Annotated in this window: 16 protein-coding genes; 10 read left to right on the top strand and 6 right to left on the bottom strand. The window is 44.8% G+C overall.

Annotation, left to right across the window (positions count from 1 at the left end; genetic code table 11):
- Positions 1 to 236: 236 nt before the first annotated feature.
- From WG943_RS00800 to WG943_RS00790, 3 genes are all read left to right on the top strand, one after another.
- Positions 237 to 2015 (top strand): aminopeptidase P family protein, encoded by a 1779-nt coding sequence (locus tag WG943_RS00800; protein ID WP_340406168.1) that lies wholly within the window; start codon positions 237 to 239, stop codon positions 2013 to 2015.
- 272 nt (positions 2016 to 2287) lie between these two features.
- Positions 2288 to 3868: a T9SS type A sorting domain-containing protein gene (locus tag WG943_RS00795; protein ID WP_340406166.1), complete on the top strand. Its 1581-nt coding sequence runs from the start codon at positions 2288 to 2290 to the stop codon at positions 3866 to 3868.
- Between the two features lie 240 nt (positions 3869 to 4108).
- Entirely contained in the window at positions 4109 to 5020 is a 912-nt protein-coding gene (locus WG943_RS00790; RefSeq protein WP_340406165.1) for an AEC family transporter, read from the top strand.
- Between the two features lie 133 nt (positions 5021 to 5153).
- On the opposite strand, the gene WG943_RS00785 is transcribed toward WG943_RS00790, so the two are convergent.
- On the bottom strand, positions 5154 to 5792 hold the full coding sequence (locus WG943_RS00785; RefSeq protein ID WP_340406163.1) for a hypothetical protein: 639 nt from the start codon (positions 5790 to 5792) through the stop codon (positions 5154 to 5156).
- Between the two features lie 295 nt (positions 5793 to 6087).
- On the opposite strand from WG943_RS00785, the gene WG943_RS00780 reads away from it, so the two are divergent.
- On the top strand, positions 6088 to 6312 hold the full coding sequence (locus tag WG943_RS00780) for a hypothetical protein (protein WP_340406161.1): 225 nt from the start codon (positions 6088 to 6090) through the stop codon (positions 6310 to 6312).
- A 211-nt stretch (positions 6313 to 6523) separates the two neighbouring features.
- On the opposite strand, the gene WG943_RS00775 is transcribed toward WG943_RS00780, so the two are convergent.
- Positions 6524 to 7060, bottom strand: coding sequence for a CopD family protein (locus tag WG943_RS00775; RefSeq protein WP_340406536.1), 537 nt, complete (start codon positions 7058 to 7060; stop codon positions 6524 to 6526).
- Between the two features lie 136 nt (positions 7061 to 7196).
- Here WG943_RS00775 and WG943_RS00770 point away from each other — a divergent pair, with 136 nt between their 5' ends.
- Together WG943_RS00770 and WG943_RS00765 are read left to right on the top strand one after the other, a co-directional pair.
- A complete protein-coding gene (locus WG943_RS00770) occupies positions 7197 to 8306 on the top strand; it encodes an alanine racemase (RefSeq protein ID WP_340406160.1) in 1110 nt (369 codons plus the stop codon).
- Between the two features lie 2 nt (positions 8307 to 8308).
- Positions 8309 to 9238, top strand: coding sequence for a glycoside hydrolase family 25 protein (locus WG943_RS00765; protein WP_340406159.1), 930 nt, complete (start codon positions 8309 to 8311; stop codon positions 9236 to 9238).
- A gap of 44 nt (positions 9239 to 9282) precedes the next feature.
- On the opposite strand, the gene WG943_RS00760 is transcribed toward WG943_RS00765, so the two are convergent.
- Both WG943_RS00760 and WG943_RS00755 read right to left on the bottom strand, forming a co-directional pair.
- Positions 9283 to 10221 carry a hypothetical protein gene (locus WG943_RS00760; protein WP_340406158.1) on the bottom strand — a complete coding sequence of 313 codons (939 nt, stop codon included), beginning with the start codon at positions 10219 to 10221 and terminating at the stop codon, positions 9283 to 9285.
- 80 nt (positions 10222 to 10301) lie between these two features.
- Complete coding sequence (locus tag WG943_RS00755) at positions 10302 to 12125, bottom strand: glycosyltransferase family 2 protein (protein WP_340406157.1); 1824 nt, start codon at positions 12123 to 12125, stop codon at positions 10302 to 10304.
- A gap of 193 nt (positions 12126 to 12318) precedes the next feature.
- Here WG943_RS00755 and WG943_RS00750 point away from each other — a divergent pair, with 193 nt between their 5' ends.
- The 4 genes from WG943_RS00750 to WG943_RS00735 all read left to right on the top strand — a co-directional run bounded on the left by WG943_RS00750 (position 12319) and on the right by WG943_RS00735 (position 16680).
- On the top strand, positions 12319 to 13650 hold the full coding sequence (locus WG943_RS00750; RefSeq protein WP_340406155.1) for a glycoside hydrolase family 2 TIM barrel-domain containing protein: 1332 nt from the start codon (positions 12319 to 12321) through the stop codon (positions 13648 to 13650).
- A 232-nt stretch (positions 13651 to 13882) separates the two neighbouring features.
- Positions 13883 to 14638: a nucleotidyltransferase gene (locus WG943_RS00745; protein WP_340406153.1), complete on the top strand. Its 756-nt coding sequence runs from the start codon at positions 13883 to 13885 to the stop codon at positions 14636 to 14638.
- Between the two features lie 3 nt (positions 14639 to 14641).
- Positions 14642 to 15391, top strand: a complete 750-nt coding sequence (locus WG943_RS00740; protein ID WP_340406152.1) for a metallophosphoesterase family protein — start codon at positions 14642 to 14644, stop codon at positions 15389 to 15391.
- 218 nt (positions 15392 to 15609) lie between these two features.
- Positions 15610 to 16680: a fatty acid desaturase family protein gene (locus WG943_RS00735; protein WP_340406151.1), complete on the top strand. Its 1071-nt coding sequence runs from the start codon at positions 15610 to 15612 to the stop codon at positions 16678 to 16680.
- Between the two features lie 64 nt (positions 16681 to 16744).
- Here the strand turns inward: WG943_RS00735 and WG943_RS00730 are convergent, their stop codons facing one another.
- Both WG943_RS00730 and WG943_RS00725 read right to left on the bottom strand, forming a co-directional pair.
- On the bottom strand, positions 16745 to 17311 hold the full coding sequence (locus WG943_RS00730) for a DUF4126 family protein (RefSeq protein ID WP_340406150.1): 567 nt from the start codon (positions 17309 to 17311) through the stop codon (positions 16745 to 16747).
- A gap of 57 nt (positions 17312 to 17368) precedes the next feature.
- Positions 17369 to 18760: an undecaprenyl-phosphate glucose phosphotransferase gene (locus WG943_RS00725; protein WP_340406148.1), complete on the bottom strand. Its 1392-nt coding sequence runs from the start codon at positions 18758 to 18760 to the stop codon at positions 17369 to 17371.
- Between the last annotated feature and the right edge of the window lie 260 nt (positions 18761 to 19020).

Below are 19020 nucleotides of genomic sequence, written 5' to 3'. Positions count from 1 at the left end.
AAAACTTGTTTAACACTTGATAGCAAAATAAATGGAAGTACAAATTTGGTCATTTTTTTGAAGTTTTGAGAGAGTTCAAGGCGAATTTTTCAAATTACAAGGCCTACTTTTTATTCAAATTGAAGGGAGTGTAATGTGCAGTGAAGAAGTATAACCGGAACAAGTAAAAATGAAAGATTTGAGGCATCTTTCCTTATCTTTCCTTAATTTGCCTCAAACCGAAAACTGATCTATACATGACCTACAAAGAAAGATTAGCAGCCATCCGCAGCCAGATGAAAGAAGAGGGCGTTAGTGCCTACATCATTCCATCAGCTGATCCGCACATAAGCGAGTACCTACCAGACAGGTATAAATGCATTGCCTTTGCTTCAGGCTTCCCAGGCTCGGCAGGCACCTTGGTAATTACCCACGATACAGCACACTTATGGACGGATGCACGCTATTTTGTACAGGCTAATGAGCAATTAAAAGGAACAGGCTTTGAGTTGGCTAAGCTTAAAGTACAGAATGCCCCAGAATATATAAACTGGCTCGCAGAGCGATTGCAAGAAGGCGAAACTGTAGCCTACGATGCAAAACTTATTTCAGTGAGCCTGGCGCTGCTACTGCAAGCACAGTTGGCGCCTTTAGGTATTAACATAAACAGCAACCGCGATTACCTTGACCCAATCTGGAAAGACAGGCCTGCCTTACCAGCAGCTCCGGCTTTTTTAGTAGGAGAAGATTTAGTAGGAGAGTCGCTGGAAAGCAAACTTGACAGACTGAGAGCAGCGCTTAAAAAATACAGAGCAGAGTACCACCTGATCTCCTCACTGGACGATATGGCCTGGTTGTTTAACATGCGTGGCTCTGATGTAAAGTGTAACCCCGTAGTGCTGAGCTTTGCACTTATCAGCCAGGAGGTATGTATGCTGTTTATAGACCAAAGCAAGTTAAGCACAGCAGATCAGGAAAAACTGCAGCAGGCTGGGGTAAAGCTGAAGGAATACGAGGCCATAGAGCAAGTATTAACCGAACTGCCTGCCAATACATCTATTTTCGTGGACCCTCGCCGTAACTGCTACGCGCTTTATAAGCAATTGCCTGAGTCGGTAAGCGTGGTTCAGGATACAAATCCTACTACATTTTTTAAAGCTCAGAAAAACGAAGTAGAGGCCGAGCACACCCGCCATACTATGATAAAAGACGGCGTTGCTTTAACGCGCTTCTTTAAGTGGCTGGAAGAGAACATTGGTAAAACAAAAATTACCGAACTATCTGTAGCTGATAAAGTGCGCGAATTCCGTGCAGAGCAGGAGGGGTTTGTTGGCGAAAGCTTCGATACCATTGCCGGTTACAAAGCGCATGGCGCACTACCGCATTACAAGGCTACGCCGGAAAGCGATGTTGAATTACAGGCTGACGGGCTTTTCCTCCTGGATTCTGGTGGACAGTATACTTCCGGAACAACCGATATCACACGCGTAGTATCATTGGGTAATTTAACGGAAGAAGAAAGTATAGATTATACTTTAGTGCTGAAAGGCATGATTGACGGTTCTACTACCCGCTACCCGAAAGGCACGAAAGGTTACCAGATTGATGCCATTACCCGTAAACCGCTTTGGGATTATGCCCGCAACTACGGACACGGTACAGGTCATGGCGTAGGCTTTTTCCTGAATGTGCACGAAGGGCCGCATGTGCTTAACCCAACGCCAACAGATGTGCCATTGGAGTTAGGCATGATCTCTTCAGTAGAGCCAGGCATTTACCGCGAGAGCAAACACGGCATCCGCATCGAAAACCTAGTGCTTACCGTGCAGGACGAAACCAATGATTTTGCAGAATTCTATGCATTTGAGCACCTAACGCTGGCCCTGATTGACACCGCGCCTGTTAAGAAGGAACTGCTGGAGGCTCACCAGGTAAAATGGCTGAATGAGTATCACCAGCTGGTAGTGGAGAAGCTGGCACCTCATTTAACTGAAGACGAACTGGCCTGGTTAAAACAGAAAGCGAAGCCAATCTAATTGTTTATTTCTTATTGATGAAGGCGGCTATACTTTAGAAAGTATAGCCGCTTTTTTTTTTGCTTAGTGGCTAATGTTTTATTTTGATTACACATCAGCCCTTACCTTCAATTTTATCCACTACTTTATACTTTGGCTTAAGCGACAGATTTATACTTTAGTAGATTTAGCTATTTTATTGAGCCAGAGGCACCAACTAAATTGTACACCTTTGCCGCAACCTTTCCTTTAAATCATACTAAAAGGGTATTTGAAAACTATCCTTACAAATTATGCCTTTTAGATTTTTACATAAACTATATGCTGCTGCACTAGTATTGGCCATGCCTGTAGTAGCACAATCTCAAACACCCCGTCCAGCTGCTGTAACAGTAAAGGTAGAAGTGCCGCAGCACCTGCGTTCCGGTGTTTTTGCCGATGATCGTTTTGCCTCCATACCCCCTGATTTTAAGCTTGAAGTATACGCTAGGGTAAGCGGTGCCCGTTTTATGGCAGTGGCTCCCAATGGCGATCTATTTGTGGCAATGCCCTGGGGTGGTAAAGTGAAAGTGCTGCGCCAACTGCCTGATGGAGGAGTAGAAGACTTTGATTATGTAGATGGTTTACAGCGTCCGCATGATATTGTGTTTCACAAAATTGGCAACACGCAGTACGTGTACATAGCTGAGAAGAACCAGATAAATCGCTATACTTATACAAACGGCGACAGGAGAGGGCAAAACCGTGAAGTTGTGGTAGCCAACCTACCCGACGAAAGTTTAGCCGAACTAAAAGGTGCTTATGGTCACGTACTTAAAAACATAGCGCTGGACAGCAACAACAAATTATACGTATCCATTGCCTCTACGTGTAATGCCTGTATAGAGGATACCCAGAGCAACCCTAAACGAGGGGCTATTTACCAGTACAATGCCGACGGCATTGGCGGCCGATTATTTGCTGAGGGAATCCGTAACGCAGAAGGACTGGCTTTTGTGCCGGGCACCACCAACCTATGGGTAACCCTGAACCAGCGCGACAATATTGCTTACCCGTTTAAAGATAATACCGGCAACTATGGCAAAGTGGTGCAGAGTTATGTAGATAATAACCCACCCGAAGGAATTACATTGGTGCGCGACGGCGGTAACTACGGCTGGCCGTTCTGTAACCCTGATCTACGCCAGGGGATGGACAACATGGCCTTTATCAACGATGTAGAGCTTAACCCAAACAACACTGTGGACTGCAACGGCATGGACCGCATCAGCAAAGGTATACAGGCTCACTCTGCTCCACTTGGCATACTTTTCACGCAGAACACACAGTTCCCACAGGCTTACCGCAACGGGGCACTGGTTGCCCTGCATGGATCCTGGAACCGCTCAAAGGCAACAGGTTATAAAATTATATACTTTCCGTGGCAGAACGGCCTGCCTGGCCAGCAAATGGATTTAGTAGGTGGCTTCCTGAACTCTGACTCTACAGAAGCATACAGCCGGCCAAATGATATTGCCATCGATGCAAAGGGTAACCTATATATTTCGGATGACGGAGCAAGTGCGATCTACAAACTGACGTACACAGGAGCCGTAACTTCAGCAGAGCGTGAAGCGCTGGATAGAGCTGTGGAAGTATACCCTGTTCCGGCTTCTAAAGTACTGAACATTAACATCATTGATCTTAAAAGTAAGGAGGTGCAGTTTATACTTACCAATGCACAGTCTGCTAACGTGCTGGATGTTACTAAAACTGTTATAGCAGGAGCAGCCAATAAACTGCAACTAGACACAGGCAAGTTTGCCGCAGGAGTATACTTTTTAAGTATAGTTTCCGGTGATACCCGCGTAGTAAGGCGCATTGTGATTCAGTAAGCAGTTTGATAGTGTATTATTTGATTCAGGTTGAAATAATATATTAAATAGAGGTGGCGTGTAATTTTAGAAATAAGCTTTTGCTGCTGCCAACTTAAGACTTTACTACCTGTCATTTCTGGCAAAAGCAGAAGCGACAGGTACTTTTCTCACCTACATTCAACAATTGGCTCTCAACAATTAAAATAGCTATACCTTTGCGGCATATACATTGGGCTGCCAGTTAGCAGCCATAAAAAAATGAGCAGTTTTATACTTTTGTTTGGTTGCCTGGTGCTGGGGGTGCTGCTGCAACGGGTGCGCAATTTCCCGATGAATACGCCGCTGGTGCTCAACCAGTTCATCATTTATATTTCATTGCCTGCGCTGGCTTTATACTTTATTCCTGAAGTTAAACTAGACCGTACGGTGCTGCTGCCAGTAGGGGTGGCTTGGATCTGCTTTGCTGGTTCAGCGCTCTTGTTCTGGAGTATGGGTAAGGTATTTGGCTGGTCTAAGAAACTTACTGGCTGCCTTATACTCACTGCCGGTTTGGGTAACACTTCGTTTATAGGTTTCCCGGTGATAGAGGCGCTTTACGGGCCCGAAGGACTTAAAACGGCTATACTTATCGATCAGCCGGGGTCATTTTTTATACTTTCTACGGTGGGTATTGCGGTGGCAGCTGCTTTCTCGAAGGGTACAGCCAGTGTAAGTGCTATCTTCAGGAAAATAGCTACTTTCCCGCCTTTTTTTACGTTTGTGCTGGCTATACTTTTAAACCTATTCAACCTGCATTTTAACGCTGATATGAAAGATGTTTTTCAGCGGTTGGGTAGTACTGTTACACCTTTGGCCCTTGTTTCGGTGGGTATGCAGTTGCGTATTGAGCGGCGCAGCAAACACTGGAAGTTCTTAGCACTGGGGCTCACTTATCAACTTTTACTTGCTCCGCTTTTAATTTATACCTTGTATGTAGGTGTTTTGGGGCTGAGTGGAGAGATTATCCAGATATCTATTGTAGAAGCGGCCATGGCACCCATGATTACAGCTTGTATAGTGGCGGCAACCTATGGCTTAAAGCCTAAACTAGCCAACATGATGATAGGTTTTGGCATACCAATCTCGTTTATCACGCTGGCTTTCTGGTATTGGCTTGTGCAAGGAATATAGTTGTTGCTAAGTTATAATTAGTTGCTGGAGATTAGTAAAAGTAAAGAGACTGTACTTTGCTTTTTGCTTGCCAGTGCCTGCGATACACAATAAAATAGTCCTTCTTCTTAAAATCAGCAACAAATGACCACGGCTACTCTTCTGGTTCTTCGTAAGTATCTAACTTGATCTTCTCGATCATGAGGTAGTTCTTGAACTGGTGGATCATCCGGTCCATTTCCTTTTCTTTTGTAGCCAGTGCCTCTACTTCTTCATCAGAGGTTTGCAATACAGGGCGAAGTTTAAAGAGACTGTCCTGAAGTTGCGGTATGGCGGCTTCAGTGTGCTGCCTAATTTCTTCGTTTAGCTGCGTTTGCAGGCCTTGCTCCAACTCCTGAATGTACATTTCCAGAAACTCGGCCATGTGCCATGGGTTGTTTGGTTTGTTCCAGGTAAAGGTGGTATTGCAGCGGCGGCAGCGGTAGGTGTTGCACTTCCAACCGTGTTCATTAGCGGCGACACCGTTTTTCTTCAGCATATCTGCTTTCTGGCACTTCGGGCAATAAGCGTTGTCCTCTATTACTTTCTCCAGGCGCTCACGCTTATCCAGTATAGCAGCGCGGTTTTCAGCATGTTTGTAAAGCTGCTGTTCCAGGTTTTGACATGCTGCTGTTAACTGCTCATGCTCTTGGCTCAGTTCTCCTGTCTCCATTAATAAAGTGGCACGCTTGCTAAAAAAGCGTATCAGTTTTATTAATTCTCTCTCGTTAGCCTTTAGTGCGATGTTGTTCATAAGTATGTGCTTTGTACAAAGATAAGGAATTATGATGGAAGAAGACAGGATGACCTTAAGCTGTTAAGTATATGTTGAGTTGATTTCTCGATCGTTTTAATTTAATAATGCTGGAAAGTTTTCTTGTGTTAGAGGAGTTTTGTGCTTGTAGCCAGCTTTTCGCCTCGCCGGCTGGGCCCTACTTTTTGTCTTGACACAATAGACCACCCCGCCTGCGGCACCCCTCCTTGAACAAAGGAGGGAAGTGCAAAAAAAGTCAAGATGCTCCTTTCTCGAGGGCCCCTACCCCCACTCGTTGACCGCTCGGACAGTGGACCGTCGTTTGGTGCACCTGGCCAAGGCCGTAGCTTCAAAGTCAAGTACAAAACCCACCCTTGGCCCCTCCGAGGAGGGGAATCCCTGCTGTTGCTTTAGTATAAGTTTATACTTTGTAGCAGCGGCCATAGTGCGGACAGGTCGCGACCTGTCCGAGCAAATCAGAATTTATACTTTCTTTCAAATTACAGAAGCCGCTGGCTAAGTAGTGTCCTTTCCAGCCTTTGCGTTGAGCGCCTTCTATTGTTGCGGTGCCCGATAGGGCAGCCGTTAGGCAGCTTAAATAGATAGTGCGATGCGCAAAGGCGAGGCTTCCCGGCCTAGGAGGGCACCAAAGCCAGAAGTGCAACTATCAGCAAATAGAACTGAGGAAAAGCATTAACTCGATAGAATAGCAGCTTGTATCTCTCTGGCTCTTACCTCTCCCTAACCCTCTTATAAACCCTGATCGCCAGCATTAGCACAACTGAGAAAAGTATAAGCCCAACAATACCCCAGACCATACTTAAAGCACTTTTAAGCACTACTAAAAACACAACACTGATCAGGAAAAGCGTGGCTACCTCGTTCCAGATGCGGAGCTGTGTGGAAGTATACTTGATGATACCCAGCTGCTGCTGCCTGAAAATTTTGTGGCAAAGGAAATGGTAAATGTATAAACCTAATACAAAAGCAATTTTCCATATAAGCCAGCTAGGGAACGGGTCGTACAGGCGAAGGGTAACCACAATGCTGGTTCCGAAAATAAGGGTAAGTATAGCCGAAGGCCAGGTAATGCCGTACCACAGGCGCTTCTGCATCAGGGAGAACTGCTTCTGAAGTATACCACGCTCTGGCTCCGGTTTTTCGGCAGTCTCAGCAAAGTATATAAACAAACGCACAATGTAGAACAACCCGGCAAACCAGGTTACTACAAAAATAATGTGCAGCGCTTTCAGGTAAAGGTAGCTCATAGCCAGAATTTGTTTCTGCAAAGGTAAGCTGAAATGTTTAAAAGAGATATCAAAACAAGAGCTATACCTGGGCACAGGATTTTTGGCTAAAGATTAGTACCTTCACAGCATCCTGCAAAACAATACCTTTGTACCGATGAAAATAACCACACCAACGCTACTACTGGACAAAAAGAAGGCCCTGAACAACATCCAAAGGATGGTAGATAAAGCCAGAACCAGCGGAGTTCGCCTGCGCCCGCACTTTAAAACGCATCAGTCGGCACAGGTGGGGGAGTGGTTCAGGGATTTTGGTATTGATGCTATTACAGTATCCTCTATTAGGATGGCGCAGTATTTTGCCCGCCACGGCTGGAGTGATATTGTGGTTGCCTTTCCGGCGAATATCCTGGAGAGGGAAAGTATAAATGAGCTTGCTTCGAAGGTGAACCTGCACCTGGTATTGGTGAACTTAGAAACAGCACAAGCATTGGCGCAGGGCTTAAACCATCAGGTAAAAGTATGGCTGAAGATCGATACTGGCTATCACCGCACCGGAATCTCGCCTCATGCTCATAGCGAGTTGGATGAAATATTAGCCGCAATACAGCAAAGCGAACAGTTACACTTTGAGGGTTTCCTGACACACGACGGCCATACTTACAAGCAGACAGATACGGAAGCTATTCAAACCATACATAACACCTCTGTTTACCTGCTGCACCTGTTGCGCGATCACTATAAAATGCAGTTTCCAGACCTAAAGCTGTCGCTTGGCGATACACCTTCGTGCAGTGTTTTGGATGATTTAAGTGGAGTAGATGAGATCAGGCCGGGTAACTTCGTGTTTTATGACCTTACACAAGAGCATATCGGTTCCTGCAATTTTGAGGATATAGCAGTTTGCATGGCCTGCCCTGTGGTAGCGAAACACCCCGATAGGCACGAGATCATACTTTACGGCGGCAGTGTTCATTTCTCAAAAGACTCCCTTGCCTTGGAAGACGGATCCATTATTTACGGCAGAGTGGTTGCGTTAGAACAGGAGGGTTGGTCTGAGCCTTTAGACGGTATAGAACTAGCTTCTCTGAGCCATGAGCACGGTATTGTGCGGGCCACCCCGGAGATGTTTGAAAAGTATAAAATTGGTGACATAATGGGTGTTTTACCAGTACACTCCTGCCTTACTGCAGATCTGATGAAGGGCTATATGACCACAGAGGGTGAGCAACTGGAACATATGTCTGGTGTAATGCAGCTTGTATAGGCATGGGTAAGCAGTTAGATATGTGGCCGGATGGTAAGGCTACTTACGAGGAAGAAGTTGCGCTGGCAAGTATTAAAAAGATCAGGAAGCCTGCTGCAAAGTATAAAGACACCGTTAAGCGTACGGCAGCACCTAAAAAATCACCTAAACCAAGAAAACCTCGCGGCAAAAAAAAGGCAGACAAATCAACGAGACCATTCTGGATAGGAGTGGCTGTGTTGGCGGCTATAGCCATAGGGATAGTGTATGTAGAGTTTTTTGCGGATAAGCAGGAGCCTGCATGGCCAGAAGGCCATAGCCCCATGGGTAATACCTTGCTTGGTATAGATGTATCGCGGTATCAGCGTAAAATAGACTGGGAAAAAGTAAAAGCAAACGATGTTTCTTTTGCTTTTCTGAAAGCCACAGAAGGCGCCAAACTAAAAGATACTCATTTCGACCGCAATTGGGAGAGCACCGGGAAGACCGGCATTATCAGAGGGGCTTATCATTTTTACCTGCCTCATGTAAAGCCGGATGAGCAGGCAAAGAACTTTATAAGCACCGTAACTTTAGGCCCCGGCGACCTGCCGCCTGTGCTGGATGTGGAAGTTAGAGGTAAAATGCCGCTTAACCACTTTCGCGGAGACTTAAAAGAATGGTTAGTAAAGGTAGAAAGAACCTATGGTGCAAAGCCGATCATTTACACAGGCTACAGTTTTTACAGAGATTACCTGGAGGGATATTTTGATGAGTACCCGCTTTGGATTGCCCACTATAATGTGAAAGAGCTGGCGCTGCAACGCGATGAACGTACACTACTCTCATTCTGGCAACATACAGATAAAGGAGCCATAGATGGAATAAAAGGGAGCGTAGACTGTAATATATTTTATGGTAGCATGCGTGAATTAAAGAGTTTTTGCATTCAGCCATCAGTGGCTAAAAAGTAAAAAGGCGCAGCTATCGAGCTGCGCCTTTTTAGTATCTTCTGTTTTTAGAACCTGTCAAAATTTCTACTCTTGTTTCTATCATGGTCTCGGTCCCAGGTTCTGCTCCTGTTGTGGCTGCCTATAAAGTCAGCTCGCTTGCGGGTGTCAAAAGCATGGTTAGGATCGTAGTCATAGTCGCTGTCTGGGTGGTGTATGCGGGAATTTTCCCTGTCGCGGGCATAAGGATCGTGCTGCTGGCGCTCTCCGTAGCTGCTGCTTGAATAGCTGTCTCCACTACCATAACCGCTGTCATAAGATCCCATAGAGCCGTAATCGCCCATGCTAGAGCCTCTGGTGCTGCGGTTGTAGCCACTGCCCATATAGCTGCCTTCTGAGCCGCCATAGTTTGAGGATGAACCAAAATTGTCACGATCCCAGTAGTTGCTGCTGTCGTTCATGCCAGAGCGGTTTTGCGAGCGGTCGCGCCCAAAGTCGTAGCGGCCTTGATCTGAACCTTGAAATCTTCTGGAGACATTTGATCCATACAGATCTTCTGGATTATCGTCATGGCGATAGCCGGAACCGTGGCTGTCGTAGTTGCTACTAGGGCCGTAGGAACGACGTTCTTGGGAAGATGGCCCGGACCGGGAGCCCATGCCGCTTTCGTAGTGGTAAAGAGAGCTGGAGCCTTCGTCGCGCTGCGATGGATAGCCGCCTCTGCTGCTGCCATAGCCTTGTGCGCCACCGTAGCTACCCATATTTCCAAAGTTACGCGATGTGCTGTACATTTCGCCACGGCCGCTTACGTTTCTGGAGCCTCCCATTTCGTTGCCTTGGTTACCAAAGGTGCCGCCATAGCTTTCGTTGCCATAGCCTCCTCTTGCAGACGCGCCGTAATCATCAAAACGATACCCACTGTCTTGCTCAGGGTGTCTGTAACGCTCTGATCTGCGGGTGCGATACCCTTGTCCCATACCATACTGATCTGGCTGATTTGTATTCATAGCTTTCGTTTTTTAGGTTGTAAATAGCATTTTACTCTCTATCTAAACGGAAGCGAAGTGCTGGGGTTAGAGAAATTGCCCTAATCCTTGTTTGTAGGACTTGGTTTATCTTCTTTAAAAAAGCTGGAAAAAGATTCGGGTGTTATGGCATTTGGCTGGGCGTTTACTGCACTTATATCCATAAAATAATTTAATTGGTCTCTGCCAAAAGTATAGCTAGCCGAGATTAGAGCAGCCACTATTACCATTACATAAGCCATGTAACGAATGCCATCGTAAAAACCGTGGCGTGTGCGGTGAATAAGCAAGCGCAACGGCATAAGCGCGGGTTGAAGTATGGAGGCATGCAGTAAATGGTGGCGTACCCATTCCATAAACCGTTCTTGCCCAATCACTACAATAACGCTTACAATGGCAAAGTTCGTTAAGGCAAACATCGACATCATCTGCACATAAGGGTTTATGTACACATGGCCATACTTGTACTGGCTGTACATAATGGCACCAATACTTACAAGGCAAACCAGTATGTTAGGCAAACTGAGCCAGAAATTATTCTGAGGTTTATCGTCTTTGGGAGTTGGAATATAAGGGACTTTTACACGGAAAACAGAGTAGATAAAACCTAGGGCAAATATCCACCAGGTACCGGTTCGAAGTATACCCCCGAATAAGTGAAAGCCTTTCTCGTTCTTTTCGTGGTACCACCTTTGCGCAAATTGCCTGATACAGATGGATATAAGAAAGAACGGCATAAACATGACCACAAACTCACCTAACGACACATACCACGGAAACTCGGCAAGTACAAGCGCCAGTACCGGAATTAGGAAATCGAACAGGTTAAAGACGCCGAAAAGGTAATATAACGGCAGTGTAAAGTAATGTATTTTTTGGCGCCAGGTAAACTGCGGAAACAGTTTAGGGTATACTTCAAACAGCAGCTCAAAAGTACCGCGGGCCCATTTAATCTGTTGTTTATAGTATGCAGCTAGCGTTGCAGGCACTAACCCTCTTGTGAGTATCTTCGGCACATACACTGATTTCCAGCCTTTAGCATGCAGTTGCATAGCCGTATGCATATCCTCGGATAAACCAGCTGCATGGCCGCCAATGCTATCAAGTGCCTTTCTGCGGAAGGTGCAGTTGGCACCAATGGCTTGTACCGTACCATAGCTGTTCATGCCCATCATCATGGGGCCGTAAAAGCTGTAGGTCTGCTCTGCAGCACCATAGGCAATCAGGCTTTCTTTTTGGTTGCTGTATGCCTGTACTACCTGCACAAAGCCTATATCAGGGTCCTCAAAGTATGGCAGCACCTCATCCAGGAACTCAGGCTGCGGTACATGGTCCGGGTCCAGGATCAAGCATATGTCGCCGGTGGCATACCTCTCTAATGCATTGTTTATATTGCCAGCTTTGGCATTCTTTTTTATGGTTCGGGTTACATGCCTTACCCCCAGCCGCTCACAAGCAGCTTTCAAAGCAGGATCATCTCCTTCGTCGCAAAGGTAGGTGGTATGTGGGTACTTTATCTTTTGTATAGCCTCCAGTGTGCCTATGATCATACTGTGCGGCTCTCCGGGGCAGGCTGTGGTAAGTATATCTACTTTATACTTTGTTTTTAAACGGGGCTTAACCGGAACGCTTACATCAAAGTAATGATACCACTCGTGCAGCGTGCGGAGCAGTTTAAAGCCAAGTGCAGTGGTAAGCAACCAAAACAAAGGCCCATATCCCACATGGTCTTCATCCAGAAACCAGTACAAGAAAAGACCCATTGTAAAAAGGCCAAGTATGATCATGAACCGAATTGCCTGAACGTCCTTAGGATTAGGAGCGTGATCATTATCCGGCAGTTGATGCTGTTTAACCTGATGCTTCGGATTTGTAGAAAACATCATGCAAAAAGATTTAATATGGGGTGGTAAATTTCTTTCATTTCAGGTTCCTCTTCGGGTATGTCTCAATACTCACAACCTCGTAACATTGAACATCTAGACCCTACCATCGTACCTATACTTGCCATACTTCTAAAAGTTGAAGTTTCACCCTATATTATATTTTATTCACCCATAAGTCATATATTATATAAACATGTCAAAGTTTAGGCACTCTTTGTTGTATTCTGTTGCTTCTGTTGCAATAGCCTTCTTTGTTTTCTGGTTTGGATGCTCCTCTAAACCTACTGGCCTGGACAAATATGTGGCCCAAAACCGCAAAGTAGAAGTGGTTAAGCAAAAGGATGGCCGGTTTATCTTATATCGCAATGGCAAACCCTACTTTATTAAAGGTGCTGCAGGCTACGACCATTATAACCGTATTGCTGCGTATGGCGGAAACTCAGTTAGGGTATGGCATACCGATGACGCAAAACGCATACTGGATGAAGCACATAAAAATGGCTTAACAGTTACGCTGGGTCTATGGATGCAGCGGGAGCGGGAAGGATTTAACTACTATGATAAGGATTTGGTAGCGCAACAGCGTGAGGAGTTAAAACAGATTGTGCTGAAGTATAAAGACCACCCGGCGCTGCTGATGTGGGGTGTCGGGAATGAGTTATACGCTGAAGGGTCCAATGTTAAAGTATGGGATGCTATAAATGGTATTGCCGAAATGATTCATGAAGTGGACCCCGACCATCCAACCACCACCACCGTGATGAACGTGCCAAAGAAAATAGTTAATCTGATTGCTGAAAGATGCCCGGCCCTGGATGTACTTTCAATAAACTCTTTTGCCGGACTACACAACTTGCATGATGAATTGGCTAAAACAGATTGGGAAGGTCCTTATGTAGTGTCGGAATTTGGCGGGCGCGGTTACTGGGAGTCTTACCTTACCTGGTGGGATGCACCTATCGAGCAAACCAGCTCCGAAAAAGCAGAATTTACCAGAAAGTTCTACAATGAGATTATCTTAAAAGATACCGCACAGTGTTTGGGCTCCTATGTATTTATGTGGGGCAAAAAGCAGGAAACAACGCCTACTTGGTTTAGCATGATGGATGGAAATGGTGATGAAACAGAAATGGTGCATGTGATGCAGGAACTATGGAGCGGCAAAAAGCCCCTAAACCAAGCGCCCTATATTGCATATGTAAAGCTTAATCATCAGTATGCATTCGATCAGATATACCTGCGCCCTGAGCAAACCTATCTTGGAGCAGCTTATACTTTTGACCCCGAACAGGATTCGCTACAGTTACACTGGGAAGTGTTGCCGGAGATAAAATCAGAAGATGGCAACGTGGGCAATGAAGTCACGCCAGATCCGCTGCCAGAATTACTTTCTAACATCAAAGACGAGAAGCTTATTCTTAAAACGCCTAAAAAAGAGGGGGCTTATAGGCTATACCTTTACGTGCGAGACGGCAACAAAAATCTGGCAACAGCCAATGTGCCTTTCTATGTAATGAATTATTAATTGTATAACCTTATACTTTTATAAGTTCAATTTTAAATAGTTGTACTTAGGCAATCTGAAACTGCTCTTATTTAAATAAGTTATGGTTTAGAAGTGTGTTATGGCAACAAACCCTATTTAATATGAGTAAAAGTTTCTATTTAAAGGGAAATTGAAAGATTTGAAAAATGCAAAATAGTTAATATTTGTTGTCAATTTTTCTGCCCTGTTTTTAATTTGGACTTAGATAAGAATGGCTAAAGTAATAGAGTTACAGGAAGGTTTGCACCAGCAAAAAGCGCATGATTTTTACCGTGAAGCTTTAAGTATACTTGCTGAGAGCAAAATAGATTTTTTGGTGGGAGGAGGTTTTGCGCTTCGACTTTACACCGACATCATGCGCGATACAAAAGACCTTGATATTTTCTGCAGGTCCGGCGACTGCCCTAAAATTCTTAAAGTTTTTAAGGAGCAAGGGTATGAGACAGAACTAACTGATGCCCGCTGGCTTGCAAAAGCAAAAAGCGGTGAGCATTTCATGGATATCATTTTTAATAACCCAGGAAACCATTGCGCTGTAGACGATGCCTGGTTTGAGAGGTCTGTAAAAAGTGAACTGCTGGATATTAAAGTTCGGGTGATACCTGCTGAAACCCTGATCTGGTCTAAGCTGTATGTGCAGAACAGAGAGCGTTACGATGGTGCAGACATTAATCACATCATATTACGCTACGGAAGCAAGTTAGATTGGAAGTGGCTTTGGTCGCATATGGATACACATTGGCAGCTGCTATTGGCTCAGTTCATGTCGTTCCAGTTTGTATATCCTTCAGAAAGAGACCTGATACCAAAGTGGCTGTTCGAAGAGTTGCTGGTAAGGGCAAGAGAGCAGTTTGATATGCCGGCTCCAATAGAGAAAATCTGCAGAGGTCCGTTAATAGACCAAACACAGTATGCAATTGATATCACCGATTGGGAATACAAGGTGGTAACTATAAGATCAGTTTAAATAATGACGACTAAGAAAAGCAAAGACACTAAAATACGCGTTGCAGCCGTTGGCGACATACATGTGCGGGAAAACGATACAGGCAAGTGGGAAGATTATTTTAAGGAAGTATCTGAAAAGGCGGATGTACTGCTATTGTGCGGCGACCTGACCGATACCGGAAGAGTGGCTGAAGCCGATGTGCTGGCCCATGAATTGAAAGCTTGTTCGATACCTGTTGTGGCTGTATTAGGTAACCACGACTATGAGCGTGACCATCATAAAGGTATTCGAAAAGCGCTGATGAGGGAGAATGTGCATGTATTAGACGGAGACTGTATTGTAATTGAGGGAGTTGGCTTTGCAGGTGTAAAGGGTTTTGGGGGAGGTTTTGATAAAGGTATGCTGGGTATGTTCGGGGAGCCTATGATTAAAAACTTTGTACAGGAAGCTGTAGACGAAGCTTTAAAACTCGACGGTGCACTTGCCAGACTAGATAGTGAGAATGAAAACATTAAGAAGATAGTTCTGCTGCATTACGCCCCAATTAAGGCAACAGTAGTAGGAGAGCCAGAGCAGATTTTCCCCTTTCTCGGCTCTTCCAGGCTGGCAGATCCGCTGAACCGCCGCGATGTAGTGGCTGCATTTCACGGGCATGCACATATCGGCACTTTAAAAGGAGAAACATCAAAAGGAGTAAAGATATTTAACGTATCAAAGCCCATACTTTTAAAGGAAGGATATGAGCAGCCTTATTTTATATTAGAAGTATAAATGTGCTGTTTTAAGGTTAGTACTCTAAGAGTTTTCCCTGTAATGTATCTTTAGATGCAATCAAAGGTTAGAAAGTTGTGTTAGTAGTCAGGAGATTAGTATGTAACATACTGTTCCTTTGCTGGCTTCAGTAAATACTTCCAAAATTTAATCTACCTTTACACCCTTTTGGGTCGGAATACTTTAATCCAGCCTGAATCAAACTAAACTAAAAATTTATGGCTGCGCCAAAATTCCAGTCTCAAAAAGACTCTTTTCACGCTGAGTTAAAGCGAAGAATACATAATTACTTTCAAGAAGAAGGTATTTCAACTACAGGTAATTATAAGCTTTACACAAAAGCCATCATCCTTACCTTAGGATTGTTGCTGATTTACACCCACGTCGTTTTTTTTACACCTGAAAGCGCATGGCTGGCATTGTTCGAGTGCGTAGTGTTAGGTATGATTACGGCAGGCATTGGCTTTAATATAGTGCACGATGGCTCTCATGGTAGCTTTAGCAAGGTGAAGAAGCTAAACGACATTGCTGGCCTGTTTCTGAACTTACTTGGAGCAAACGAGTTTATGTGGAACACTAAACACAATGTAATTCACCATGCCTATACTAACATTGACGGCGTAGACGATGACTTGGATGCTGGTCCGCTGCTAAGGCTTTGCGAAACCCAGAAATTTCGCAAAATTCATAGATTTCAGCATTTCTATTTTTGGGTAGCTTACTCGATGTTATTCTTTTACTGGGCTTTTTTCTCTGATTACCAGAAGTACTTCACAAAGAAAGTTGGTTCAATGCCGCTAAAGAAGATGAAGACCTCAGATCATATCAGTTTTTGGTCTTTTAAAGCTGTACACATTATTTTCTTTGCAGTGCTGCCTATTTATTTAGTAGGTTTCTTGCCGTGGTTAGTAGGTTTTTTTGCCTATGGTCTTGTAGTAGGTTTTGTGATGAGTATCGTGTTTCAGTTAGCGCATACGGTGCGTGAAACTCATTTTCCAGTGGTCTCTGAAACTACAAACAAAATAGAAGATGAATGGGCGATACACCAGCTCAAAACAACTGCCAATTTTGCTACGAACAACAAACTGGTTACCTGGTTTTCGGGCGGACTTAACTTTCAGGTAGAGCACCACCTGTTTCCTAAGATTTCACATGTGCACTACCCGGCCTTAAGCAAAATTGTAGCTCAAGCCTGCAACGATTTTAATATTCCTTACCATAACATTCCTAAAATGCGCATGGCAGTTGCATCGCATGTATCGCACTTAAAGCAGCTATCAAGGGCATAAAGTATGATTACATTCAAGTGCTAAAGAGAAGAGGCGCAGCAATTGATTGCTGCGCCTCTTCTCTTTATGCTTTTGTGATGGCCAATCCGCTTCCGAACATGAGTACATCTTCTATTGTACCGCTTAGTGAGTCTGGGAGATGCGTATACTTTTTAATCGCCTTGCGGAGGTAAAAGCTTGCAAACGTTCCTGCTATGGCCGCTGCTGCACCAATTATTGCTCCTTTTGATGTGCTGTCTTTGTTTGCTGTAAATATGGTGGCACCAACTACAGCCCCAGAAATAGCTCTTATAGCCAAAGATGGAGGTGTGATTCGATCCGGTACATTTGGGATTTTGTCGCCTAACAATTCTGTGGCGGCAAATAATTTTAAACCTGAAGCCACTGCATCTGACTGCAAAAAGTGCAAAGGGCTGTGCGCAAGGCTGGCAGATGGTAACTTACTTAACTCATCGCTTAGCAATGCCGGTGCCGACATGGCTCTCATACCCGCCACTGCACCCATTCCTACTGCTTTCCAAATGTAATTACTCTGATCGTACAGCATAAAGTTTGTTTTAGTTTTTGGTGTATACGCACTTTGCCTAATAAGTATGTCTGGACTTGGAAGCTGTTTGATAAGTCGAGACATACTTATTAGGCAAACAAATTATACTTTCTGCAGACCTTATAATTGAGCTCAATAGTTTTAAAATATCTTATCATCATTTTTAAGAACCTGCCATATTGTAAGAAATACAATTTTCAGATCAAGTAAAATAGACCAGTTTTCCAGGTACCAGATGTCAGCCTTCACGCGGTTGAGCATTGCGCCGCTCTCGCGGGTCTCGCCCCGGAAGCCGTTGACCTGGGCCCAGCCGGTGATGCCGGGGGTGAGGAAGTGGCGCACCATGTAGTTGTCGATCAGCTGGGAGTAGTCGCGCGTGTGCTGGAGCATGTGTGGCCGGGGCCCGACCACGGACATGTCGCCCAGCAGCACGTTGAGGAACTGGGGCAGCTCGTCGATGCTGGTCTTGCGGATGAAGCGGCCCACGCGGGTGACGCGCGCGTCTGCCCTAGTGGCCTGCAGCCTGTCCGAGTCGGGGTTGAGGGCCATGCTGCGGAACTTGAGGCAGTGGAAGGGGCGGTTGTTCCTGCCCGAGCGCAGCTGCCTAAAGAACACCGGGCCGGGCGAGTCGAGCTTGATCACGAGGGCCATCAGGGGCACGAACCAGCTCAGCAGCACCACCACCACCAGCGCCGAGAAGAGCACGTCGAAGGCGCGCTTGACCACCTCGTTGGCCTTGTTCTCCAGCGGCTCCTGCCGCGGCTTGAGCACGGGCACGTAGCCGAAGAGCTCCACCATGCACTTGCGGTGCAGCGAGCCCTTGATGTCCGGCACGATCCGGAACCGCACCATGTGCTTGTCGGCCTCCTGCATCAATTTTTCGATACGTTTACTCTCGGAAGCGGGTAAGGCACAGTATATCTCCTTTATTTTGTTTGCCTGAGCAAATTCAAAACAGTCCTCTATGTGTCCTAACCAGTCTATTTGTGGTGGTACATTAGTTTGATCGTCACTAAATATGCCAGTCACATGCAGGTCTAGCTGAGGGTTTGCCTTAACATAATGGCAGAACTCCAAGCCAGCACTGCTTGTGCCTACTACCGCAATACTACTGGATCTAAGCCAGTGGCGCCTGTTGTATTTTCTAAGAAGTAAGAAAAGCGTTCTCCATAATAGAATAAGCGCCGGGAAAAGGGAGAAATAGTAAAGGTAAGGTGTAGGCGGAATATAGATATGGGGTAACGTTAATTTAATAACTGCGGCCATTGCTATAAAAACACATAATGCACTAATGTTGGCAGACATAACAGGCACAGCATCTCGTCTAAGTATGTAATTATAGATACCGAATATATTAGAACTATAGAACCAGCAGAAATTAAGGAGCACAATCGTTAATCTCTGCTCATAAACATTAGACCACGCTAAATCAATATCAGCTAGTAAAAAGCAAAAGTATAGCGTTAAATTTAAGAGGATATAGTCCACTACGACATTAATCCATCTAAATAAAGTAGAGTATCTGTTTGTCATAGTACAATTTTATGTTAATGTATTATAATAAGTTATTTAGAGTCATATATACTCGGTAGCCGAATGGGCCTAACGTTTAAATAAGACTTCTGAATGAGGAAATATGTATAGTGAAGTAATAGGATATTATAAAATATTCTATAAAATACTATACTTATAGAAGAAGGAATTGTTGCATATTTATCTTAATAATTTAATAATATTAAGAATATATATAATCATATTAAAAATGCGTTCAATATTGATTATTTGTGAGGCAG

The organism is Pontibacter sp. H249 (genome assembly GCF_037892465.1).
GTDB lineage: Bacteria > Bacteroidota > Bacteroidia > Cytophagales > Hymenobacteraceae > Pontibacter.
This window is presented reverse-complemented; position numbering and strand designations above follow the sequence as displayed.